This is a genomic window from Campylobacter sp. 107 (assembly GCF_002383835.1).
In the GTDB taxonomy this organism is placed as follows: domain Bacteria; phylum Campylobacterota; class Campylobacteria; order Campylobacterales; family Campylobacteraceae; genus Campylobacter_D; species Campylobacter_D jejuni.
Map to the genome: position 1 here is coordinate 266,024 of NZ_NXBA01000020.1, position 21,284 is coordinate 287,307.

21 protein-coding genes, 4 pseudogenes and 1 riboswitch are annotated in these 21,284 nt (G+C 31.5%); of the genes and pseudogenes, 10 read left to right on the forward strand and 15 right to left on the reverse strand.

What is annotated here, in order from left to right; genetic code table 11:
• Position 1 precedes the first annotated feature (1 nt).
• Genes BGS40_RS03800 through BGS40_RS03810 form a run of 3 tightly spaced genes read left to right on the forward strand, consistent with a single transcriptional unit; the run spans position 2 to position 1,993 of the window.
• Positions 2-961, forward strand: coding sequence for a hypothetical protein (locus BGS40_RS03800; protein ID WP_002880681.1), 960 nt, complete (start codon positions 2-4; stop codon positions 959-961).
• Positions 958-1,485 (forward strand): hypothetical protein, encoded by a 528-nt coding sequence (locus BGS40_RS03805; RefSeq protein WP_096738384.1) that lies wholly within the window; start codon positions 958-960, stop codon positions 1,483-1,485. Before BGS40_RS03800 ends, BGS40_RS03805 begins: the two co-directional genes overlap by 4 nt.
• Positions 1,475-1,993, forward strand: coding sequence for a hypothetical protein (locus BGS40_RS03810; protein ID WP_002868197.1), 519 nt, complete (start codon positions 1,475-1,477; stop codon positions 1,991-1,993). The genes BGS40_RS03805 and BGS40_RS03810 overlap by 11 nt, the downstream gene beginning before the upstream one ends.
• On the opposite strand, the gene thiC is transcribed toward BGS40_RS03810, so the two are convergent.
• The 3 genes from thiC to rpe all read right to left on the reverse strand — a co-directional run bounded on the left by thiC (position 1,985) and on the right by rpe (position 4,865).
• Complete coding sequence (gene thiC, locus BGS40_RS03815) at positions 1,985-3,277, reverse strand: phosphomethylpyrimidine synthase ThiC (protein ID WP_032589549.1); 1,293 nt, start codon at positions 3,275-3,277, stop codon at positions 1,985-1,987. The two genes, BGS40_RS03810 and thiC, sit on opposite strands and share 9 nt — an antisense overlap.
• A 56-nt stretch (positions 3,278-3,333) precedes the next feature.
• Positions 3,334-3,438, reverse strand: a riboswitch (TPP riboswitch).
• A 27-nt stretch (positions 3,439-3,465) separates the two neighbouring features.
• Positions 3,466-4,221 carry a 3'-5' exonuclease gene (locus BGS40_RS03820; RefSeq protein ID WP_002880676.1) on the reverse strand — a complete coding sequence of 252 codons (756 nt, stop codon included), beginning with the start codon at positions 4,219-4,221 and terminating at the stop codon, positions 3,466-3,468.
• Positions 4,218-4,865 carry a ribulose-phosphate 3-epimerase gene (gene rpe / locus BGS40_RS03825; protein WP_057035374.1) on the reverse strand — a complete coding sequence of 216 codons (648 nt, stop codon included), beginning with the start codon at positions 4,863-4,865 and terminating at the stop codon, positions 4,218-4,220. The genes BGS40_RS03820 and rpe overlap by 4 nt, the downstream gene beginning before the upstream one ends.
• Before the next feature lie 139 nt (positions 4,866-5,004).
• On the opposite strand from rpe, the gene rpmB reads away from it, so the two are divergent.
• The 4 genes and pseudogenes from rpmB to BGS40_RS09985 all read left to right on the forward strand — a co-directional run bounded on the left by rpmB (position 5,005) and on the right by BGS40_RS09985 (position 6,706).
• The gene (rpmB, locus tag BGS40_RS03830) at positions 5,005-5,199 is read left to right on the forward strand and encodes a 50S ribosomal protein L28 (RefSeq protein ID WP_002854974.1); all 195 of its coding nucleotides are present in this window, start codon (positions 5,005-5,007) and stop codon (positions 5,197-5,199) included.
• 184 nt (positions 5,200-5,383) lie between these two features.
• Entirely contained in the window at positions 5,384-5,599 is a 216-nt protein-coding gene (locus BGS40_RS03835) for a YdcH family protein (RefSeq protein ID WP_052797824.1), read from the forward strand.
• Positions 5,600-6,019: 420 nt separating this feature from the next.
• Positions 6,020-6,268 (forward strand): annotated as a pseudogene (locus BGS40_RS09980) (methyl-accepting chemotaxis protein); the annotation flags it as partial.
• Between the two features lie 3 nt (positions 6,269-6,271).
• Positions 6,272-6,706: a CZB domain-containing protein gene (locus BGS40_RS09985; protein ID WP_371930701.1), complete on the forward strand. Its 435-nt coding sequence runs from the start codon at positions 6,272-6,274 to the stop codon at positions 6,704-6,706.
• A gap of 31 nt (positions 6,707-6,737) precedes the next feature.
• On the opposite strand, the gene BGS40_RS03845 is transcribed toward BGS40_RS09985, so the two are convergent.
• From BGS40_RS03845 to acpP, 5 genes are all read right to left on the reverse strand, one after another.
• Positions 6,738-7,334 (reverse strand): NUDIX domain-containing protein, encoded by a 597-nt coding sequence (locus BGS40_RS03845; protein WP_057031594.1) that lies wholly within the window; start codon positions 7,332-7,334, stop codon positions 6,738-6,740.
• An 82-nt stretch (positions 7,335-7,416) separates the two neighbouring features.
• A complete protein-coding gene (locus BGS40_RS03850) occupies positions 7,417-9,489 on the reverse strand; it encodes a TonB-dependent receptor domain-containing protein (RefSeq protein ID WP_096738385.1) in 2,073 nt (690 codons plus the stop codon).
• A gap of 133 nt (positions 9,490-9,622) precedes the next feature.
• Positions 9,623-10,561, reverse strand: coding sequence for an acetyl-CoA carboxylase carboxyl transferase subunit alpha (accA, locus tag BGS40_RS03855; protein WP_004305998.1), 939 nt, complete (start codon positions 10,559-10,561; stop codon positions 9,623-9,625).
• A gap of 1 nt (position 10,562) precedes the next feature.
• Positions 10,563-11,777, reverse strand: a complete 1,215-nt coding sequence (locus BGS40_RS03860) for a beta-ketoacyl-ACP synthase II (protein ID WP_096738386.1) — start codon at positions 11,775-11,777, stop codon at positions 10,563-10,565.
• Positions 11,778-11,803: 26 nt separating this feature from the next.
• The gene (gene acpP / locus BGS40_RS03865) at positions 11,804-12,037 is read right to left on the reverse strand and encodes an acyl carrier protein (RefSeq protein ID WP_002854831.1); all 234 of its coding nucleotides are present in this window, start codon (positions 12,035-12,037) and stop codon (positions 11,804-11,806) included.
• A 109-nt stretch (positions 12,038-12,146) separates the two neighbouring features.
• Here acpP and tenA point away from each other — a divergent pair, with 109 nt between their 5' ends.
• Complete coding sequence (gene tenA / locus BGS40_RS03870) at positions 12,147-12,815, forward strand: thiaminase II (protein ID WP_079747914.1); 669 nt, start codon at positions 12,147-12,149, stop codon at positions 12,813-12,815.
• Positions 12,816-12,838: 23 nt separating this feature from the next.
• Here the strand turns inward: tenA and sdhE are convergent.
• The 7 genes and pseudogenes from sdhE to gpmI all read right to left on the reverse strand — a co-directional run bounded on the left by sdhE (position 12,839) and on the right by gpmI (position 18,682).
• A pseudogene (sdhE, locus tag BGS40_RS03875) lies at positions 12,839-13,695 on the reverse strand (8-methylmenaquinol:fumarate reductase membrane anchor subunit).
• A gap of 3 nt (positions 13,696-13,698) precedes the next feature.
• Positions 13,699-14,662 (reverse strand): annotated as a pseudogene (sdhB, locus tag BGS40_RS09990) (8-methylmenaquinol:fumarate reductase iron-sulfur subunit).
• A pseudogene (locus BGS40_RS03885) lies at positions 14,659-15,663 on the reverse strand (FAD-binding protein); the annotation flags it as partial. The pseudogenes sdhB and BGS40_RS03885, both read right to left, overlap by 4 nt.
• A 308-nt stretch (positions 15,664-15,971) precedes the next feature.
• Positions 15,972-16,382: a pyridoxamine 5'-phosphate oxidase family protein gene (locus tag BGS40_RS03890; RefSeq protein ID WP_087691824.1), complete on the reverse strand. Its 411-nt coding sequence runs from the start codon at positions 16,380-16,382 to the stop codon at positions 15,972-15,974.
• A 6-nt stretch (positions 16,383-16,388) separates the two neighbouring features.
• Positions 16,389-17,132, reverse strand: a complete 744-nt coding sequence (gene fabG, locus BGS40_RS03895) for a 3-oxoacyl-ACP reductase FabG (protein ID WP_002858551.1) — start codon at positions 17,130-17,132, stop codon at positions 16,389-16,391.
• Positions 17,122-17,220 (reverse strand): hypothetical protein, encoded by a 99-nt coding sequence (locus BGS40_RS09885; RefSeq protein ID WP_029588158.1) that lies wholly within the window; start codon positions 17,218-17,220, stop codon positions 17,122-17,124. The genes fabG and BGS40_RS09885 overlap by 11 nt, the downstream gene beginning before the upstream one ends.
• A complete protein-coding gene (gene gpmI, locus BGS40_RS03905) occupies positions 17,204-18,682 on the reverse strand; it encodes a 2,3-bisphosphoglycerate-independent phosphoglycerate mutase (RefSeq protein ID WP_052781912.1) in 1,479 nt (492 codons plus the stop codon). The genes BGS40_RS09885 and gpmI overlap by 17 nt, the downstream gene beginning before the upstream one ends.
• Before the next feature lie 79 nt (positions 18,683-18,761).
• Here gpmI and mraY point away from each other — a divergent pair, with 79 nt between their 5' ends.
• A complete protein-coding gene (mraY, locus tag BGS40_RS03910; RefSeq protein ID WP_052801850.1) occupies positions 18,762-19,823 on the forward strand; it encodes a phospho-N-acetylmuramoyl-pentapeptide-transferase in 1,062 nt (353 codons plus the stop codon).
• Positions 19,823-21,031, forward strand: coding sequence for a UDP-N-acetylmuramoyl-L-alanine--D-glutamate ligase (murD, locus tag BGS40_RS03915; protein WP_096738387.1), 1,209 nt, complete (start codon positions 19,823-19,825; stop codon positions 21,029-21,031). The genes mraY and murD overlap by 1 nt, the downstream gene beginning before the upstream one ends.
• The last annotated feature ends 253 nt before the right edge of the window (positions 21,032-21,284 follow it).

A 21,284-nucleotide genomic window follows, 5' to 3' on the forward strand; every position in this document is an offset into this window, starting at 1 on the left:
AATGTTATTTTTACTTAAAAAAATATTTCCACAACTTTTTATTAGTATTATTTTAGAAGATAAAAAAAATATTGTAAAAGCTTCTATTTACAGAGGAAATAAACTAATCAGTAGCAATGAAAAAACTTTTGATAAAAGTGAAAATTTATTAGAATACATAAAAAATTTAAGCAAGCATTTCTTATTTTACCACACTGCTTTATTTTTAGACGCCAAAGAACAAGGATTAATACCTAGTACAAATATTCAAGATTGTGAGCACTTTAATATAGGAAAAATCAGCTTACAGCATATTTTGTTTAATAATGCCCTTGTTTATACGGCTACCGAACATGTGGAATATTATAGCGAGCTTTTTGAAGAATATAGAGGTTTAGATTTTTTATATTCCCCTTTTGCCCTTCTTTACTACAATATACAAAAAGAAAAACAGCCTGATGATCAAATTTTACTTTATGGATTTAAACAAGGACATCTTTTGGCAATTATTGTTGCTAAAGGCAATACTATTTTATACGGTGATTTTAAAATATTTGAGCAAGAATTAGGTTTAGAGCTTGAACTTCCATCAGAAGATAATCAAGAAATTGAAAACAACAACGATGATACTGAAGTTACCTTAGATAACTTCAATGAAGCCTTAAATAATAAATTTGATCTACTTGATCAAGAAAATAATCTTGAAACTTTGGATAATAATGATAATTTTAATCTTGATGAATTAAATCAATTTAGCAATGATATGGAACTTTGCCGTTATATTATTACGAGCATTGAAAAATTTTACAATGATGATAAATATGCTGGGGTATTTATCAATGGTATTTTATTATATAGCGAATCAGATATTAACATAAGTGCTATTGATTTTTTAGAAAGTGAAACTTTTTTAGAGATAAAAACGAAACAAATCAACACCTTAGATCTTATGATAGAGTTGATGCGAAAGGAGCTTAAATGACTTATAGCTTCATACAGCCAAGAAAAAAACCTATTTTCACACTCTTTGATAAAATTTGGCTAGGACTTTTTGGTTTTAGTATATTATTTATCTTGCTAGTATATTTTACATATACAATAAAAATTGCATTAATCAATAGCTCTATCAATGATGAAAAACAACAAGTTATAGTGCTTCAAAATCAAACTAAGCAAAATGAAATACTTTATGAAATTTTATTTGATCAAAGCCAAATAGCGAAAAATTTTAACACTCAAAATCAAATTATTAAAGAAAGCTTAAGAAATCTATTTGATATTATTGTAAAAACTGATAATATTACTCTTGAAAGTGTTGAACAAGACGAATATTCCTTAAAACTTATTGGAGTCACTCCTACAAGAGAAATGTTTACTCTACTTTTAGAAACCCCTTTAAAAAGCATCTTTGATCAAAGCTATACAACCTATTATCGCTTAGATAATGGGTGGTATCGTTTTGTTAGTATTAGTAAACAAATTCCAGGAGTTGCAGATGAAAGATAAAAGCCTAGAAGAAATTGATTTATTAAAGCTTATCATTTGCGCGTTAAGTTTTATAAGCGTTTGCACAGCCTTGATCTTATTTTTACTTTTACCGACATTAAAAAATTACAAACAAGCAAATCTTAGAGAAAACTCACAACTTGCTATCTTAAAAGCCGCTAAATCAAAATTTGACTTTAGTGAAGATAAAATATCAACTCTAAGAAGCGAAAACAACAAAAGCTTAGAGCAATTTGAGCAAAATTTTAATATAGGAAATTTTGATATTTTTTTACAAAAATATTTTCAAAACGTAAAAATTCAAGAAACTAAGCCCGAAAAACAAGAAAAATATCTAAAAAACCGCTTAGCCATTAAAGCGACAATGAACAATCCTAGAAGACTTTATGATTTTATTGATGCTCTAAAAAACTATAATAACTTAATCAAGCTTGATTATCCACTTAATCTTAAAGCAGGAGAGCAAGGTATCTCTATAGATCTTACTCTCAAAGTTTATTCAAGCTAAACTCACATCCTCGCCTTTTAAAATTTGATTCATAGTATTCATTGCACACATTTTTCCACACATGGAACATGAGTTTAAATCATCAGGGCGACGCTCATTAAACATTTTTTTGGCCTTTTCTCCATCAATAGCAAGTTTAAACATTTTCTCCCAATCTATCTCTTGTCTAGCCTTACTCATCTCATCATCCCTTGCTCTTTCTTTTGGAAGTTTGGCTATATCTCCTGCATGAGCTGCAATTTTAGTCGCAACTATACCCTCTCTAACATCTTCTAAATTTGGAAGTCTTAAGTGTTCAGCAGGTGTTACATAGCACAGCATATCAGCACCGCTAGCTGCAGCCACAGCTCCTCCAATAGCACCACTAATATGATCATACCCTGCGCCAATATCTATTACTAAAGGCCCTAAGACATAAAAAGGAGCTCCTTTGCATAAACGCTTTTCTAATTGCATATTTGCCTCTATTTCATTAATAGCCATATGCCCTGGACCTTCTATCATTACTTGAACCCCAACATCCCAAGCCCTTTGGGTAAGAAGCGATAATTCTATAAGCTCTGAAATTTGCGCCCCATCACTTGCATCGTGAGTAGAGCCAGGACGCAAAGCATCGCCCAAAGATAAAGTTACATCGTATTTTAAACAAATGTCAAGCAAATCATCATAATACTCAAAAAAAGGATTTTCGGCATCTTTCATCATCATCCAAGCATAAAGCACAGAGCCTCCTCTTGAAACTATATTTGTAAGTCTTTTACTTTGTTTAAAAATATGCGCTGCGCGAGAATTAATACCTGCATGAATTGTCATAAAATCAACCCCACTTTTAGCATGATGATATACAACATCTAAAAAGTCTTTAGCACCAATTTGTTTTAAATCTTTTTCTAAAAATCCTACCGCATCATATACAGGAACTGTTCCTATCATAGCTTTTGAAACATTAACAAGCTCGTCTCTAAAACGACTTGTTTTGCCATAATTGCTTAAGTCCATAATTGCTTCTATGCCAAATTTATGAGCAAGCTCTACTTTTTTCATTTCCTCGCTATAATCAACGCAATCATTTGAAACTCCTAAATTTACATTAACCTTAGTACGCAGTCCAAAACCTATACCATTTGGATCAAGACTTTTATGATTAATATTTGCAGGGATAATAATTTTACCGCAAGCAATATTTTCAAGCAAAAAATCTTTACTTAAATTTTCTTTTTGCGCGACAATCTGCATTTCTTTAGTAAAAATACCTTCTTTGGCATAATTCATTTGAGTTTTCATAAATTTATCCTTTAAAAAATTTGGATAAATGAAGGGTGAGTATAAATTTTTAAAGTATTAAAATTTATAAATCTTCCCGACGCTGGCATTATCCAGATCCGGTTCGGTCTAAGCTTTTAGCTTACTCTCAGCCTGTTACACAAGCTCCCGTCATTTATGTTTTAATTATACACTTTAAATATTTATTTTTACTTTATGCGTGCAGTCTTTGTAAAACTTATAAGTTCTTCTGTAGTTTTTATATGATAAGGAAGTTTTCCAAGGCAATATTTAAAAATTTCAGCAGCTGCCAAAGCATCATCTAAGGCCCTATGATGCGTATTTTCCACGCCCAGAAATTCTTTCAAAACCTCTAGTTTATATTTTGGACTTTCTATACAACATTGTGCAAATTCTATAGTGCAAATACGACGATTAAGCAAAATGCCAAAACCACACTCATTTAAAGCCTTAGAAATAAAACTATAATCAAAACGCACATTATGTGCTACAAAAATACTGTCTTTTAAAAAAAGTCTAAAATCACTTAAAACCTTTGTTAAACTTGGAGCATTTTCCACCATCTCATAAGTAATACCCGTAAGCTCAGTTATATTTTCTGGAATTTCTTTTACCTTAACAAAACTTTGAAAGCGTCCAATTTCTTTATAATTTTGAATTTTTACCGCTCCAATTTCTAAAATTTCCCCCTTGCTCACCCCACCAGTACTTTCTATATCCACTATGCAAAAAATTTCATCTTTAATTTTTGTTGTGCGTGTTTTAAGAGTAAAAATATTATCTTTATTTAAAGTTAAACCTAACCCCAAAAGCTCAAAAGTTTCTAAATCTAAATCAAAATTTTTTAATTCTTCAACTTTGGCAAACTCTTGCATCACCCAATCATAAGGCTTGCTTTGCTTATTTAATATAGAAATAATCTGATCAATTTGCTGTAAACTCAAAATTCAAGCTTTAAAGATGAAATTGCAGTTTTATAATCATTAGAAGAAAAAATATAACTTCCAGCCACCAAAATATCAGCTCCAGATTCTTCTAAATCACTAGCATTTAAACCATTAACACCACCATCAACCTCTATAAAAACTTTAGCATTTTTTTTATCAATCATTTGGCGCAATTCTTTGATTTTTTCATGCACTAAAGGTAAAAATTTTTGCCCACCAAATCCAGGATTAACACTCATTAAAAGCACCATATCTACAAATTCTAGCATGTGTTTAATAGAATCAATAGGAGTATGTGGATTTAAAACAATAGCAGGATGGATTCCTTGACTTCTTATATATTCACAAAGCCTTATAGGATGAACTTCGCTTTCCATATGAAAAGAGATAAATTTCGGTTTTAAAGAGATAAAAAGATCTACAAATTTACTTACATCTTTAACCATTAAATGCACATCTAATGGCAATTTACTAATAGTTGAAATTTTTTCGATCACGCAAGGTCCGAAAGTCAAATTTGGAACAAAGTGTCCATCCATTACATCAATATGTAAAAGATCCGCACCTGCAACTTCAATAGCTTTAACTTCTTCTTCTAATTTCAAAAAATTTGCAGACAATAAACTTGGAGCTACATACATGATCAAAACCTTAAACTATATATAAATGTGATAAATAATATTTTATCGACTTATATATTAAAAAAACTATAAATTATGGAATATTTTAAGCTTAATTTTGATAAAATCTCCATTTAAAAATTTTCATAAGGACAAGAAAATGGCAAGAGTATGTCAAATCACAGGCAAGGGTCCAATGGTGGGTAATAATGTCAGCCATGCTAATAATAAAACAAAAAGACGCTTTTTACCTAATCTCAGAACAGTTCGTGTAACTTTAGAAGATGGCACCACGAGAAAAATGAGAATTGCAGCTTCTACTCTAAGAACTCTAAAAAAACAAAATTCTAAATAATTTTGAGGATTTATTCCTCAATTTTAATATTTCCAATTTAAAAATAAACTTTAATAAATCACTTATATAACACACATTTAAAAATTATTATTAATTTTATTATTTTTTAAGCTAAAAATATCTTTTAATAGTGTAAAATACCTTGTTAAATGAATTTTAAATTTCACTAATACAAGGAGAGTTTATGCTACATGAATATAGAGAATTAATGTCAGAGCTAAAAGGTAAAGATGCTCATTTTGATAAACTATTTGATCGTCATAATGAACTTGATGATATGATTAAAGATGCAGAAGAAGGTAGAACTTCTCTTAGCAGCATGGAAATTTCAACTTTAAAAAAAGAAAAGCTTCATGTAAAAGATGAACTTAGCCGATATCTAGCCAATTATAAAAAATAAGGCAAAACAATGTTTGGAAGTAAAATAAACCATTCTGATCTTCAAAAACTTGAAGAAGAAAATAAAAATCTTACACATAAAATTGAAAAATTTCAATCGGAAAATTTAGAATTAAAAAATAAAATTACATCATTAGAACAAGCGGCTTTAGAGTCTAAACTTAAAACAGATCTTTTAAATGTTTTATTAACTGGGGTTTTAAAAAATATTACTATTGTTCAAGGCGATATGTTAGAAAATGTAAATAAGGCAGAAGTTATCTCTAGCTATTCTAAAACTTCTCTTGCTGAAATGGATGAACTTAACCATATTGCTAATTCTATCAATGCTTCCTTAGGGGATATTACAGAATCAGCCAATAAAACAAGAGATGTTGCAGGAACATTGCATAGAAGTGTAGATGAAATTACTAATGTAATTAATCTAATTAAAGACGTTTCCGATCAAACCAATCTTTTAGCTCTTAACGCTGCCATAGAAGCTGCACGCGCAGGTGAACATGGACGTGGTTTTGCTGTTGTTGCTGATGAAGTAAGAAAACTAGCTGAAAAAACACAAAAAGCAACCACAGAAGTTGAAATGAATATCAACCTTCTAAAGCAAAATGCAAATGAAATGTATACTCAAAGTGAGCAAGTTGAAAAAATTTCTATAGATTCTAATGCTCATATTATGAGTTTTTCCGAAAAATTTACCCACTTGGTAAATGAAGCGCATTCTACTAATTCAAATGCAGTTGGTATCGCTTCAGAAGCTTTCGTATCTTTAGCAAAACTAGATCATATAGCTTTTAAATTAAATGGTTATAAAGAAATTTTTTCCAAATCAGGAAAGCAATTAGCTGACCATACATCTTGTCGCTTAGGAAAATGGCTTGCTAGCACAGGAAAAGAAAGATTTGGGCAAAATAAAAGCTTCTTAAAAATTAACGAGCCACATGAAAAAGTTCATGAAAATATGAATAATGCTATAACAATAGCAAATACAGAAGATATTAGCAAAGATATTACTCAACACAGCATAATTAATAAATGCAAAGTTGCTGAAAATGCATCGCTTGATCTTTTCAATGTATTTAAAGAAATGCTTGATGAGTCAGTTCATTAAAATCCTAGGTTGAACCTTTTTAAGGTTTAACCTAAATAATCTTTAATTTTCCCCACTTTTCCTTTAAAAACCACATATAAGCAAAATCAAGCAAAGGCGTTCTTATCATATTTTTACATTTTTTTTCAAAATCCTGCACCTTAACATAAACAGCTTCAATCTCTTCATCATCAACTCCACCTCCAGAAGAAATTTTATCTTTTTCATCAACTTCTGCGAAATAAAAGCTTTGCTTGCTTACACCTGAACCAAACCCTGTATAAAAATCTCCTATTTTTTCTAAATTTTTAGGAGCATATCCTAGTTCTTCTATACATTCTTCTTTTGCTATTTCCTCTAAAGATAATTTTTTATCCACAAGCCCAGAACAAAGCTCTATAGTATAGCCCATATCATCATCTTTTACATAATCTTTATCATGCATTTGATGATACCAAAGTGGTATACGAAATTGGCGTACAAAAATAAAACTTTCTAATTCTTTATGATACAAAAGCACTGAAACACTATCTTTAGATTCTATAAAATCCCAAGTACAAAACTTACCATTACTTTCATAAGCAAATCTCTTAGGCTTAATATAATTTGATTTTTCAAAAGAAAGTTCTTTTAAATTTTTAAACGCCATAATAAAACCTTTTATTTATTTTTCACATTGTACTTTATTTTTGCTTTTTTGAAAATATAAAGGTAATTAAAGCCTTAAAAAATTAAAAATCATATTTATAACTCAACCAAAAACTCCTTCCTTCTGTATAGTCTTGATAACGATTTGCATATCCAGCAGGATTAGCCCCATCCCATTTAGTAACTTGCGGATCGAAGAAATTTTTATCAAAAAGATTTTGCACTGCAAAACTTAAGCTAGATTGCTTATTGATTTGATAATTTATCCCTAAATCTACTATATAAAAAGGTTTATATTTTTGCCATGGCAGACTACCATTACCGCCACCTTTTGCTTTAGCTATAGTATCAAGTCTTGCTCGTGTTTTTATATAGGAACTAAATTTACCTCGCTCATAGTTTAATTTTAACATTGCTATATGTCTTGGTAAATTTTCTATTCTATCACCACCAAACCAATTTTTTTGACCATCTTTGTAGCGATTATCCATAAAAGTATAACTTGAATTTAGACTAAAACCATTGTAAGTTTTGGTATTAAATGCAAATTCTATACCTTTAGTCTGTGTTTTTCCAAGATTAATAGGACGCGTACAAACAGTGCCATTGCTACAACTAATACCATTTTGCATACCTGTTAAATCTTCACTACTGATTTGATTTGTAAAATCAGTAATAAATCCTGTGATAGAATAATGTGCAAAATCAAATATCCTAAAATCAACGCCCAATTCATAATTTATACTTTCCTCTGGTTTTAAGTCAGGGTTTCCAAAATAAGCATTACCATTGGCATAATTATAATATCCATTTGTCAACTCCTTAGCAGCAGGAGTTTTATAGCCTTTTGAAACACCTCCTTTCAAGGCTATATTATCATTTAAGTGATAAACCAAATAAACCCTAGGCGTAAATTCAGAATCAAACAAATCGCTATAAATATAACGTAAACCTGTAGTAAAAATCAAATCATCTGTTATAAAATACTCATTTTCCCCATAAAGCGCAACCGTGGTTTGATCAAGATTTTTACCTCTTATTTGACTACCTGCGCTTGCTTGATCATTTTTTAACATCTCATAATCAATCCTTGCACCAAAGGTATTTACTAAATTACCGTATTGACCTAAATTCCAAGGTAAAACAACCTTACCTTCTCCTACCCAAATTTGGCTATGCAACTCCTTATCCTTAGTGCTACCATATTGTAAATATGAGTTAGTTGAACCAAAATCATAGTTACCATCATGATTTAAAACAATATTATCCTTAAAAAGTTGTCTTTCACTTTTAATAGCCCTACTACTTGTAGAATTCACTGAAATTTCATTAATATATCGCTCTATATCAAAATATATATTATTTTTATCATCTACTATCCAATTAAGCCTAGAACCAAAACCTAAACTAGTAAAAGCACCTGGACTATGACTAGCAATTTGATAATTATCAGGTCTTTGATTGTTATTATTCCAAACCGGTGTAGGCCATTTTAAATCAGAAGCTGCCTTATCATAATACTTCAACCTTGCAGAAATTGATAATGTATCTTCAATCAAAGGAGTTGCTACATAAGCATTAAATCCCCCAGCATTACCATAGTGATTAGAGTGCTGTTGTAAAAGAGTATTAAATTCTATATTTGCTTCGATTTTATCAGGATTTTTCTTAGTGATAATATTTATCACACCGCCTACAGCATCACTGCCATAAAGTGTAGAAGCTGGACCACGTATAACCTCAATACGCTCTATCATAGACAAAGGTGGCAGATATCCTGACTCACTGCCACTAAAACCATTATCATAAAACCCATTTGCAACACTTTGACGTTTTCCATCAATTAAAACTAGAGTATAAGAACTACCAAAACCTCGTATGCTAAAATCATAAGTGCCTGTTTTATTCATAGTCACATCTACACCTGGAATATCTCCTATAGCCTCTCCTATATCCTTAATTGGCTTTTTTTCAAGCTCTTCTTTTGTAATGATAGAAATACTAGCAGGTGCATCAACCAAATCTTGTTCAAAACCACTAGCACTAACCACAACATCATTAAGTTGATATTTTTCTTCTGCTTTTAACAAAGCTCCAGATAAAATTAAAAAACACAGTAAACTTTTTTTAAATTTTATATTTTTGATTTGAGTCAAATTAATTCCTTTAAAAATAATTATTTTGATATTTAAAATCATTTTTGAAGTATAAAAAAAGAATACTTTTAATTAACTTAATTTTGATAACAATTATAAATAATAAAATTATTTAAAAAAGCGAAGTAAAAGCCTAAGCCTCTTGATAGGCTCCAAGCTTTAAAATGTTCTGCATACGATTTGCAGAAAGTTCTCGTACATCAATATTTTCAAGTTCATTTAGAGATTTTTTTACATAATCAGCAATAGCTACTGCTGCAGCCTCTTTATTGCGATGTGCACCATTTGTAGGCTCATCTATAACATCATCAATTAAACCTTGAGATTTTAAATCATCAGCCGTTACCTTCATAGCCTTGGTTGCAGCTTCACTTTTTGCAGGATCATTCCAAAGTATTGCAGCACAACCTTCAGGAGAAATTACTGAAAAAACAGAATTTTTCATCATTGCAAGTTTATCTGCAACCCCTATAGCTAACGCCCCGCCACTACCGCCTTCTCCGATAACTATAGCAATGGTCGGTATTTTCAAATCACTTAATTCATATAAATTTCTAGCGATAGCTTCACTTTGTCCTCTTTCTTCAGCACCTATTCCAGGATAAGCACCTGGAGTATCTATCAAAAATAAAATAGGAATTTGAAATTTCTCTGCAAGTCTTGCTACTCTTAAGGCTTTGCGATATCCTTCAGGATGTGGCATCCCAAAATTTCTAGCGATTTTATCTTTTGTTCCACGTCCTTTTTGCTCACCAATTACAATTATTTTTTTCTCTCCTAAATAACCCATAAAACAAACAATAGCAGGATCATCTCTAAAGGCACGATCACCATGTATTTCGTGAGCGTCATTTAAAATAAGTTCAATATAGTCAAGAGCATAAGGGCGATCTGGATGACGCGCTAATTGCAAACGCTGAAAATCACTTAAATTCTTATAAGTTTTAGAAATTTCTTTTTCAAGATTTTTCTTTAAAATTGATACAGCTTCAGTATCTCCTTTAATCTGAGCATTGATAATGTCCTCGTCAATTTGCTGAATATTTTTTTCAAAATCTAAATAAGAAGCCATATTAATCTACTTTTTTAAATACAACACAGCCATTTGTGCCACCAAAACCAAAAGAATTACTCATCACCACTTTTAAATCTACTTTTCTTGATATATTTGGAATATAATCAAGATCACATTCATCATCTTTTACAAGCTGATTGATTGTAGGTGGAACTACCCCATCTCTTAAAGCCATAACACTAACAACTGCTTCAATTGCACCTGCAGCACCCAAGCAATGACCTGTTTGTCCTTTGGTGGAACTTATAAGCGGGATATTATTGCCAAAAAGCTCTTTAATTACTGCTGTTTCATTTTTGTCATTTACAGGGGTTGAAGTTCCATGTGCATTGATATAATCTACCTTTGGATTCCCTGCCATATTTAAAGCTTTTTTCATAGCTCTTAAAGGCCCATCTAAAGTTGGTGAAGTAATATGATGCGCATCTGCACTTTCTCCAAATCCAATTAATTCAGCATAAATCGTAGCACCGCGTTTTTTAGCCTCTTCATATTCCTCAAAAACTAAAGCTCCAGCACCTTCTCCCATGACAAAACCATCTCTTTCTTTGTCAAATGGTCTTGAAGCATGCTGTGGATCTTCATTTCTAGTTGATAAAGCTTTCATTGAAGCAAAACCACCTATACCCACAGGACAAATCGCAGCTTCTGCACCTATGACTAACATCTTTTTAGCATTTCCCAAAGCTATACTTTTATAAGCTTCTCCTATAGCATGAGTTCCTGCTGCACAAGCTGTAACACAAGAAATATTTGGCCCTTTAAGTCCATGCTCTATAGAAATCAAACCTCCTAACATATTTACAAGTGCTGAAGGTATGAAAAAAGGGGAAATTTTACGCGGACCTCGCTCGGAACAAATAATGGAATTTTTTTCTATGTTAGGCAAACCTCCAATACCAGAAGCCGAAACAATGCCAAATTCTTCTTTATCTAATTCTTCACTAAATCCAGCATCCTGCATTGCTTCTCTTGCTGCTTTAATTCCAAGTTGTATGAAACGGTCAATTTTTTTTACTTCTTTGCCATCAACAACCTCTAATGGATCAAAATTTTTAACTTCAGCTGCAATTTGAACAGGAAAGTCCGTAGCATCAAAAAGAGTAATTTTATTTACTCCGCTTTCTCCATTGCAAATTGCTTTAAATGAACTTTCTTTATCTAAACCAAGGGCATTGATCATACCAATACCTGTAACTACAACTCTTTTCAAGAATAAGCTCCTTGCAAGAAAAAAAATTATTTTTTTAGATTGTCAATATAATTTACAACATCTTCAATTTTAATTAATTTTTCAGCATCACTATCTGGAATTTCTACTTCAAATTTTTCTTCTAAAGCCATAATAAGCTCTACAACATCTAAAGAATCAGCACCTAAATCTTCAATAATTTTTGATTCCATTTTAACTGCATCTGCATCAATACTTAATTGCTCTACTACTACTGCTTTTACATCATCAAATGTTGCCATTTGTTCTCCTTCAAAAAATTAAAATAAAGCGTATTTTACTATAAAAAGCTTAAAATATTTATAGTTTTTCATTATACTTGAAAATAAAATATTAAAACATAAAGGAAAAATGATGCTTTTCTCTAATTTAATCAAAGAAAATCAAAAAATTTGGGATGCTTATCTACATCATGATTTTGTTAAAAAATTAGAAGATAAAAGCCTAAAGCAAGAAAATTTTCTTTTTTATCTCAAGCAAGATTATATTTATTTGCTTAATTACGCAAAATGCTACGCAAGGTTAGCACTTAACTCAAATACCGCAAAAGAACTTCGTTTTGCTGTGAAATTTCAAAATTATATAGTTGAAGGAGAAATGGAACTTCACCGTGCAATTTTATCTCTTGGCATTAATGCAGATGAACTCGATACAAAAGATGAAAGTTTAGTCAATATAGCCTATTCGCGTTATATGTTAAGCATAGGTGAAAATGGAGATTTTTTAGATATGTTAGTTGCTCTTAGTGCTTGCGCTATAGGCTATGCAAAAATAGGTGCTGAAATTATAAATCGTTTAAAAAATGAAAATTTAAAAGATCATCCTTACAAAGAATGGATTTTGACCTATGGAAGTGAAAATTTTCAAAATGAAGCTAAAGAATTTGAAGATTTTGTTAATTCTTATACTTCAAGTGTTAGTGCACAAAAATTCCAAAAACTCAGCGAAATTTTTCATACTGTAACACGCTTGGAAGTGGCTTTTTGGGAGCATTCTTTAAGAATGGAATTAAATCTTTAAACATGGGCTTTTTGCCCATGTTTTTATGCAATTTTACTTGCATCAATAATATTATAATCTAAACCAACCGTTTCTTTAGAAAGTCCTAATGCAAGTCCTACTAATTGTGATAAATGAATAATAGGCAATCTTGCTTTAGAATTAGTATAATCTTGAAATCTTTCTTGATAGATATCAAGCTGCATTTGACAAAGTGGACAAGGTGTTACAACACAATCAGCTTGATTTTTACTTGCATTATTGACAATTTGACTAGACATTTTTTTCACAGATTTTTCTGCAGGATAAGAAGCATGAAAACCACAACAATCAAGGCGTTTTTCAAAAGGAACTATTTTAGCCCCTAAAACTTCTACTACACTTTCAAAACTTTTTGGATTGGTTGAACTTTCTTTTTTACCGAAAGCATCTTCAGGTCTTAAACTATGATAACCATAAAATAAAGCTACTTTTAAATTTGAAAGCGGCTTTTTTACCTTACTTTTTAAATTATCCAAATCCTCATAATGCTCCCACAAAAGACTTGTAATAGGCGTTGAACCTTGATATTTCATTCCACCTTGTGCTAAAAAAGTATTGATGCGTTCTTTTGCACCCTTATCAAGAGTATTTTTTGCTTTAGTTAAAGTTAGCATACAAGTACTACAAGTTGTAAGCATTGGCATTTTCATCTCTTCCACTAAAGCAATATTTCTTGCATTAGCTACCAAAGTCGCAATAGGATCAACACACTGCGCTTGAGAAGCCCCGCAACAACTCCATCCTTTAACTTCATTCAACTTCCAACCCAAAATAGGTGCAATAGCTTCAAGTGAAATTTTAGATTCTTTTGTAGCTTGAGATAAAACACAACCTGGAAAAAAGCGTATTCTTTTTGCATATTTTACTCCTTAACAACAGCCTCTTGTGCCGCCTTTATTATTTTAACCAAATCTTTATGCCCTTCTATTTCATCCTCGCCAAAAACATACATAGGGTTCATTTTTCCTGCGCGCATAAGTTTAAAAGCTATATCTGTTTTGCCCATAGAACCTATAACACCCTCAGAACGCAAAGCAAGATAAATTTCATTCAAGCGTCCTGAACCTTCAACTAAATCTTTATAAAAAGCTTCAGCATGATCAGGCCTTAAGCCTTCATTTAAACCTTTTTTAATCGCCATCACTCTTAAATTTGCTATATCACTTACTGAACTTATACCCTTTGGACAACGATCAGCGCACTCTCGACAATAAACACAAAGCCAAAGTCCATTCATTACGCTGGGTTTTACATGCAACATAGGATCCTTACCTCGAGAGTCTGCCGCTGCACGCCAAGCATGAGTAAAAACAAAAGGTTGCATATAATCGCTACTATCTGCTTCTAATTTATTACACTCTGAAGCACAGCTACCACATAAAATACAATCCCATTGCTTGCTAATACGATCAAATTCTTCTTGACTTTGTTTACAACCCTTTTCCGCTGAAAATTCATTTTTTGCCACCATGGCAGGACGAATTTTTCTTCAATTTTCTATAGAAGGCTCCCAATCCACAATTAAATCAGAAATTACTCTAAAATTTCCAAGCGGAGAAATGCGTATACTTGAAGGATTATCATATTCTTTTAACAAATCTTGCATTTTAGTATCACAAGCAAGATAAGAATGCCATTCACACGCACTGCACAAGCCCCACAAATTGCAGATTGACAAGAAACAGTAAAATTTAAAGTAATATCTTTTGTTTTTTTTGATAAAAAGCAAAAGAGAGCAGAGTTTTTCCCTGTATATCCTTATCATCAATATCATAACTTTGTTCATATTTTTCCTTGTCATTAAAACGATCTATAATGATTTTCATTGCACTCTCCTTCCATCAAGAGAAAACTCAGTTGCCACGACATCTTTATAACTAAGTTTTAATTCATCATTTTCTAAATTTACAATGCTATGTTTTAAGAAATTTTTATCATCTAGCTTTGGATAATCTTCTCTAGTATGAGCACCACGACTTTCAAGTCTATTTCTAGCTGCTAAACAAGCACAGCGAGAAAGTAAAATCAAATTGCCAAGCTCTATATAATCTGTAAAAGCAGCATTCATCACTTCATTAGGATTTGGAATACGAATTTTTTCATATCTTGCTTGCATATCTTCTAAATTTTTTGCTAGAAGATCGAGTTTTTCTTGAGCTCTAAAAATCCCCATATTATCCCGATTTTGACTTCCTAGCTCTTCTCGCAATTAATACATTTCTTGACCATTTCCACCATTGTTTGTAATTTTTTTAAATCTAGCCTGCCATTTTTGAGCAAGTTCATGAGTTTTTACCCCTTTTTTTCAAAACTTGCATCTTTGGCATAATTTGTCACACCAATGCCTGCTAAATGCCCTAGTTACAACTGCATCGGCTAAAGAATTTCCCCTAGTCTATTAGCTCCATGTATAGAAATGCAAGAAGCTTCTCCACCTACATAAATTCCAGCAATTTTAGTACTCATATCTTCAAATTTAGCCACTTCAATTCCACCCATAGAATAATGCGCCGTTGGACGGATAGGTACAGGGGTATCCACTAAATCAATATTTTCAAAAAGCATTGCAGTGTGACGAATTGTTGGTAAATCTTTTAAAATTTTTTCTTTTCCTAAGTGGCATACATCGCACAAAACATAAGCTCCAAGTCCCTCGCCATAACCTCTACATTCGCGATTTCTGTTTCTATAACACGCGCAACCACATCTCGCAGTGCAAGCTCCATTTTTCATGGTAATTTTTCATAAAACGCTCACCACGATTATTTAAAAGATATCCCTCTTCATCGCGCACCGCTTCTGTAATAAGAGTTCCACCATTAATAATAATTTTTAATGTAAATCAATCTTACACAACCACATGCCAAAAATCCAAAAACAAGCTCTCCTTTCAATATAAAATGGATTAAAAATAAATTTATAATTTAGTAAATATAAAAAAGTATAAAATTAAGCAATCAAAAAGAAAATAGATGAATATAATAAAATAAATATTAAAAAATTTTTGCAATATATCATAATCTATTCCTTGCAAATTAAACGGAATGATTACACCTTAAAAAATAACAAAAAGTTAATATTAATTAAGATAATATTTATCTTAATTAATATATAGTTAATAAAATTATCAAATCATTAAGCCTTAAAAAGCTTAAATTCTCGATTCATAAATTGCATTCTAGCGCTTAAACGATCAAGATAAAAAACTTCAAATTTTGGATTTTGCGGAGTTTCATAAAGATTTACAAGATAAGGATATTTTTCAAACATCATTTTTTTAACTTCTAAATTTGGTTCAAAAACCGCATTAGCTCTAAGTCTTAAAAAAGTCCCATCTTTTGCACAAGAACAAAATTCAATACCATTATAATTTTTTATATGCTTAAAAAGTCCTTTTGTATTTGCTGTGCAAAAATAAATTTTATCTCCCACAAGCAATGGACTTTGCATAGGACGCACTCTAGGATTTCCACAAGTTCCTAAAGTGGCTAAAAATGCCGGTGCATTATCATCTAAAAATTGCGCTATTTCTTTTAAATCCATCATTTTTCCTTACATATATAAACCGCCATTGATCTTAAGCACATCGCCTGTCACATAAGAGGCATAATCACTAAGTAAAAATGCTACACAATTAGCTACTTCTTCAGGTTCTGCAAAGCGTTTTAAAGGGATATTATCTTGATAGGTTTGTTTGATTTCATTGCTTAAAACTTCAGTCATATCGCTTTTTATGAAACCTGGAGTTACGCAATTAAAGCGTAAATTTCTACTTGCTCCTTCTTTAGCAAAAGATTTAGTCATAGCTATCATTCCACCCTTACTAGCAGAATAATTTACTTGCCCAGCATTACCCATTTCTCCGACAATAGAAGCGATATTTACAACAGCACCAAAGCGTTTTTTACTCATGGTTTTTAAAGCTTCTCTACAACCTAAAAAAGCTGAGCTTAAATTCGTATCCACAACGCCACTAAAGTCCTCTAATTTCATTCTTAAAGCAAGTTTATCATTTGTAACGCCTGCGTTATTTACAAGATAACTTAACTCTCCATCACTCTCAACTATAGTTTTTACGCCGTTTTCAAACTCATCTTCTTTGCTTGCATCAAATTTAATCACAGCAGCAACACCACCACTTGCAATAATTTCATCTTTTAAAGCATCTGCAAGTTCAGGTTTTGAACGATAATTGATCCAAACTTTAAGCCCAAAACCTGCCAAAGTTTTTGCGATAGAAGCACCTATTCCCTTACTTGCTCCAGTAATTAAAACATTTTTTCCGCTAAATTTCATTATCTATCCTTAATAAGTTTAATTTTAAAAATTGCAATCTTAACAAATTTCTCATAAAAAAGGCAAACAAACTAAAACAAAGCCTCATTCATTTCTTTTGGAATTTCTAAGTCTAAAATTTTAAGCACGCTTGCAGCTATATTACTCAGCCCCATATTGACTTTAATCTTTGAAACTCCCCTTGCTTGCACAAAAACAAAAACATCAAAAGTAGTGTGATTGGTAAGCAAATTTCCTTTTTCATCTTGCATAGCTTCGCAATTTCCATGATCGCTTGTAATGATAAAAGCATAATCATACTTTTTTGCACATTCTACAATCTCGCCCAAACAAGTATCCACCGCCTCAACAGCCTTTATAGCAGCATTAAAATCGCCTGTATGTCCCACCATATCTCCATTTGCAAAATTTACCACTATAAAATCTTCGCCCTTTTCTATACCTTTTTTCACTGCATTACACACTTCAAAAGCACTCATTTGGGGTTTTTCATCATAAGTTTTTACCTTTGGGCTTGGGATTAAAACCCTTGTTTCATTTTCCAAAAGCTCTTCTTTTCCGCCATTAAAAAAGAAAGTTACATGGGCATATTTTTCGGTTTCTGCGGTATGAAGCTGACTAAGCCCTGCTTTAGAAATCACTTGTGCTAAAGTATTTTCAATTTTTTCTTTTTCAAAAAGCACAGGGAGTTTAAATTTATCATCATAAACACTCATAGTAAGTAAATTTTTAAAGACTTTTTCACACTCAAACTCTTTAAAATCCTTAGAATTTAACACTTCAACGAGTTGTTTCATTCTATCATTTCTAAAATTGATAAAGATAATGCCATCTTCTTCTCTCATACCCTTATAATTCTCATTTTGCACTGCTTTGATAAACTCATCAGTAATATTTTCGTCGTAAGATTTTTGTAGGTATTCTAATAAATTTGGCACCTTATAAGCCTTACCCAATAAACACTCATAATATTCTTTCACCCTATCCCAACGCTTATCTCTATCCATAGCATAAAAACGCCCACAAAGTGTAGCAAAATGCACACCTAGATTTTCACAAAATTCTTTTAAATCTTTTATGAAATTTAAGCCACTTTTTGGACTTACATCACGCCCATCAGTGATTGCGTGAGCAAAAACTTCATTGCCATTTTTCGCACAAATTTCAAGCATGGCTTTAAAATGTGTATCCATAGAATGCACTCCACCATCACTATAAAGCCCTATAATATGCACTCTTTTACATTTTGCTAAAAGTTTTTGCAAATTCTCATTTTTTTCAAGTTCTTTGTTTTCAATGGCTTTATTAATACGCACTAAATTTTGATAAATAATACGCCCACTTCCTATACACATATGCCCTACTTCACTATTTCCCATTTGTCCTTCTGGCAAACCTACAGCCAAACCACTCGTTTTTAGTAAAGAATTTGGAACTTCCTTAAAAAGCTTTTCATAACTTGGTTTTTTAGCTGCTTCAAAAGCATTAAACTTACTATTCTTATTATACCCTATTCCATCTGTAATAATTAAAACGCATTTTTGCTTCATTTTTCTCTCTTTTATAAGAATTTTTTTGGTTAGATTTTACTAAAATTAAACTTTTAAAAACCAAAAAGAAGGCTAGGTTTTGTATTATCTTTCAGATTTAAGTCATTATGCTTTTTTTACTTATATTAGTGTGCGTGCAGGATTTGCATTTTTTATAGCTTTATGTTTGTCTTTATTTTTAATGCCTAAATTTATTATTTGGGCAAAGGCTAAAAATGCTAGTCAACCTATTTACAAATACGCCCCAGAAACTCATAAAACCAAATGTCATACTCCAACCATGGGTGGGATTATTTTCATCAGTTCTGCAGTAATCGCAAGTTTATTTTGTATCAAATTTGATAATATTTTTGCTATAAGTGCTTTACTTTGTTTGATACTTTTTTGTTTGACAGGACTCATAGATGATTTAGGCAAAGTTCTAAAAAAAGATAATCATTCAGGACTTAGTCCAAGAATGAAGCTTTTAGCACAAATCATCGCTGGACTTATCTGCATCTTACCTTTATATTTTAGTTCAGAGCTTAGCACGGAACTTTTTATACCTTTTTATAAACACCCTCTTTTTAATATGGAAATTTTTGCCATTGCTTTTTGGATTTTGGTTTTAATTTCTAGCTCTAATGCTGTAAATTTAACCGATGGACTTGATGGCTTAGCTACAGTTCCAAGCATTTTTTCTCTATCTACTTTAGGGATATTCTTATATTTGAGTGGAAATTTAAATTATAGTGAATATCTACTTTTGCCAAAAATTCAAGGACTTGGTGAAGTAGTGATTATTTGTGCAGCGCTAATTGGTGCTTTAATGGGATTTTTATGGTACAACTGTTATCCTGCACAAGTTTTTATGGGAGATAGTGGAAGTTTAGCTTTAGGTGGCTTTATAGGATTTTTAGCCGTTATTAGCAAAAATGAAATTTTACTTTTACTCATAGGTTTTGTTTTTGTTCTTGAAACTGTTTCTGTAATTTTACAAGTTGGAAGTTTTAAAATTTTTAATAAAAGAGTATTTAAAATGGCGCCTATTCATCATCATTTTGAAAAAGTTGGCTGGGTGGAAAATAAAATTATAGTGCGTTTTTGGATGATAGCCTTACTTTCAAATTTACTTGCACTTGCATCAATAAAGCTAAGATAATGAAAATTTCACTTTTTGGATACGGAAAAACCACACGTGCTATTGCTGAAAATTTAGTAGATAAATTTGGACCTTTTGATATTTATGATGATCATTTTACAGAAACAAAAAAAGATACACTAGGAAATTTACTTTTAAATCCTAATGATTTTAATGATAATTTAAGCGACATTGAAATTCCTAGTCCAGGTTTTCCACCAAACCACAAACTCATTCAAGAAGCAAAAAATTTACAAAGTGAATATGACTTTTTTTACGATGTCATGCCAAAATCCGTTTGGATAAGTGGAACTAATGGAAAAACAACCACTACTCAAATGGCTACACATTTATTATCACATATTGGTGCTGTTATGGGTGGAAATGTTGGAACTCCTTTAGCAGAGCTTAATCCTTATGAAAAACTTTGGATACTTGAAACTTCATCTTTTACCCTACACTACACTCATAAAGCTAAACCTGAAATTTATGCACTTTTACCCATAAGTCCTGATCATCTTTCTTGGCATGGAAGTTTTGATAATTATGTTCAAGATAAGCTAAGCGTTTTAAAAAGAATGAATGAATGTGATGTAACAATACTGCCTAAAATTTATGCAAATACTCCAACAAAAGCTCATAAAATAAGCTATGAAGATGAAAAAGATCTAGCTGTTAAATTTGGCATTGATACGGAAAAAATTTCCTTTAAAAGTCCTTTTTTACTCGATGCTATCATGGCTTTAGCTATAGAAAAAATTCTACTTGATACTTTAAGCTATGAGCCTTTAAATAGCTTTGTAATGGAAAAAAATAAACTCGAAGAGATTAAAGACAGTCAAAATAGGCTTTGGGTAAATGACACTAAAGCCACAAATGAAAGCGCAGTAATGGCTGCGCTTAGTCGCTATAAAGATAAAAAAATCCATCTTATCATAGGGGGAGATGATAAGGGTGTAGATCTTAGCAATTTATTTGATTTTATGAAAGGATTTGATATAGAACTCTATGCTATAGGTATTAGTACCGAAAAAATGCTTGATTATGCAAAAAAAGCGAATTTGAAAGCCTATAAATGTGAAGTTTTATCTAAAGCTGTAAATGAAATTTCAAATCACTTAAGAGTCAATGAAGTAGCTCTTTTAAGTCCCGCTTGTGCAAGTTTAGATCAGTTCAACTCTTACGCAGAGCGTGGAAAAGTCTTTAAAGAATGTGTGAATAAAATTTAATTTATTTTACTTTTCATAGAAAATTTTAAATTTTATCCTTCTAGTATTTTCAAATCCCTAAAAACACCCTATTCTCTCTAAAAACCCTAACCAGCAGCAAACTCTTTTTTTAAACACGATTCTAAGTATCATCTAAAACAACAATAAAAATAAACATAGGATTTATATATAAAGTAAGTAATGAAGACATTTAACAAGTCCGCAATGAGCTACTTTCCCCCTGCCAGTAAGGCGTAGTATCATCACCCACGAT